Source organism: Kitasatospora sp. NPDC057198 (assembly GCF_042670125.1).
Lineage (GTDB): Bacteria > Actinomycetota > Actinomycetes > Streptomycetales > Streptomycetaceae > Kitasatospora.
Genome location: NZ_JBHUWH010000746.1, coordinates 1 through 2424, shown reverse-complemented (window position 1 = coordinate 2424; position 2424 = coordinate 1). Strand labels below are relative to the sequence as shown.

1 protein-coding gene is annotated in these 2424 nt (G+C 70.7%); it reads right to left on the bottom strand.

Features of this window, described 5'->3' with window-relative positions; genetic code table 11:
• Window positions 1–69: 69 nt before the first annotated feature.
• Entirely contained in the window at window positions 70–2190 is a 2121-nt protein-coding gene (locus ACFUEL_RS38550; RefSeq protein WP_380242703.1) for a carbohydrate-binding module family 20 domain-containing protein, read from the bottom strand.
• Between the last annotated feature and the right edge of the window lie 234 nt (window positions 2191–2424).

Genomic DNA, 2424 nt, shown 5'->3' with positions numbered 1-2424 from the left:
GAGCCGGGATTCCACCCCTTCGAGCGGTTTGGCCGCCCGAGCCGTTACTTCAGGGCTGCTGACGTGGGGTCAGTTCCGCCAGGTGTCGTTCAACGCGACCTTGCCGCTCGCCGGGACGGTCGCGGTGCGGTTGGCGCCGCTCTCCCAGGTGACGTTCCCGGCGGCGTCCTTGCGGACGTACTTGTACTGGATGGCGGTGCCCGCGTTCAGCGCCACGTCCAGCTTCCACACCGGGTAGGCGGCGGAGGACAGCGGCAGCGCCTTGGAGGTGTCCCAGCCGCCGAGTGCGGCGGCGTCGCCGACCACGTAGATGTTCTGGCCGACCACGGTGGTGGCGTTGACCGCGAAGGAGGCGCCGCCGGCGGTGGAGGTGGCCGTCGGGGACGGGGTCGGGCTGGGCGAGGCGGTGGCGCACGGGTCGCCGGAGCCGATCACGCCGTCCTTGACGGTCACGCTGCCGGTGCCCAGCGCGTAGTTGGCGCTGTTGTTGTTGTCCCAGGTGCCGGAGCCGTTGTTGAAGGTGGCGGTGAGGCCGCCGGAGCCGCCGAGGGCGGCCGTGTACTTGACCCAGCCGGTGCAGGCGGCGGTCATCGCGACGCCGGGGGCGGTGGTCCAGGTGCCGCCGGCGGGCGCGTAGTGCAGGTAGTAGGCCGACCAGTTCTTGTCGGTGGAGTAGAAGACGGTCGCGGAGTTGCTGCCGCCGGTGGCCGACGGGGTCGGGGTCGGGGTCGGCGTCGGCGTCGGGGTCGGGGTCGCGGTGGAGCCGCCGCCCGCGCCGACGTACAGGGCGACCGCGTCGCCCGCGCCGACGGTGGCGGTGAACCTGCCGTCCGGACCGACGGTGTAGCTCTGGCCGGTGCAGCCGCCGTTCACCGGGTCGCCGTGCTGGACGTCGCAGTAGGTGCCGGCCGGCAGCGAGGTCTGGAAGGTCTGGGTGATCGCGCCGGACTCCCGGTTGATCGCCACGTAGCCCTTGTCGCCGCGGCCGAAGCCGATCGCGTTGTTGCCGTTGGACCACCAGTTGGTCACGCCGGTGCCGGAGACCGCGTTGCGGAAGCCGACCATGTTGGCGACCTGGCGCCAGGCGTGGGTGCAGTTCCAGCCGTCCTGGTAGCAGGCGTTGACGGTGCCGCCGTTGGGCGGGCCGTCGTCGTTGCTGCCGAACGCGTAGCCGGAGTAGACGTTCGGCGAGCCGTACGGGTTGGCCAGCATGAAGACGTTGGCCAGCGTGTAGGCGGAGCCGTACTTGTAGGTGAGGGTCGAGCCGTTGCGCTCGGTGTCCCAGTTGTCGACGAAGGTGCGGGCCTGGGCGGAGCCGAGCAGGCCGCTGCCCCAGCTCTGCAGGTCGGCGATCCGGCCGCCGTTGAAGGCGCTCTTCAGCCAGGTCGCGGAGCGGAACTCGTCGACGTCGCCGTTTCCGGTGTACTCGGAGGGCTGGACGGCCTCGCCCGCGCCGTAGATGACCTCCTGCACCCAGTAGGCGTTGGGGTTGCTCATCCTGGACTTGATGGCGGCCAGGTCGCTCGCGGCGATGTGCTTGGCGGCGTCGATCCGGAAGCCGTCCACGCCCAGGGTGAGCAGGTCGTTCAGGTAGCCGGCGATGGTCTGCTGGACGTAGCTGGAGCCGGTGTTCAGGTCGGAGAGGCCGACCAGCTCGCAGTTCTGCACGTTGGAGCGGTCGCCGTAGTTGCTGATCGACGTCCGGCAGGAGTGGAAGTCCTGGTCCTGGTAGTAGCCCGGGTAGGCGTACTTGCTGTAGTTGGTGCCGCCGGTGCCGGTGCCGCTGCCCGCGCTCATGTGGTTGATGACCGCGTCGGCGATCACCTTGACGCCCGCGGCGTGGCAGGTGCTGACCATGTTCTGGAACGAGGCGCGGTCGCCGAGCCGGCCGGCGATCTTGTAGCTGACGGGCTGGTAGGAGGTCCACCACTGGGGGCCCTGGATGTGCTCCTCGGCCGGGGAGACCTCGACGAAGCCGTAGCCCTTGGGGCCGAGGGTGTCGGTGCACGCCTTGGCCACCGAGTCGAACTTCCACTCGAACAGGGTGGCGGTGACGTCCTTGCTGCTCGGCGGGGTGGCGGTGGCGGTGGGCGCGAGCGTGAGCCCGGCGCCGACCGAGAGGCCGAGCGCCGCGAGCGCGGTGGTGGCGGCGGCGAGGCGCCTTCTGCGGGCGGGGGCGGAGGTGGGCAAGGGAGCACTCCTGGGGGAGGCCCGGACCGCGGACGCAGGTCGCGGAACGGGAGGGCGGCAGGGTGGGGGGCCGCGACGGCGGGGGTGGTGCCGTCAGCGCGACGGGGGGAGGGTCGCTACTGCAAGGACGCTGCAAGAGCGTTGAAACTTGCTGGAAACTTGCAGTGGCATGACCATAGGGTCCGCCCGGACGCCCGTCAAGAGTGGTTGCACGCCCGTGACCTGCCCTTGATC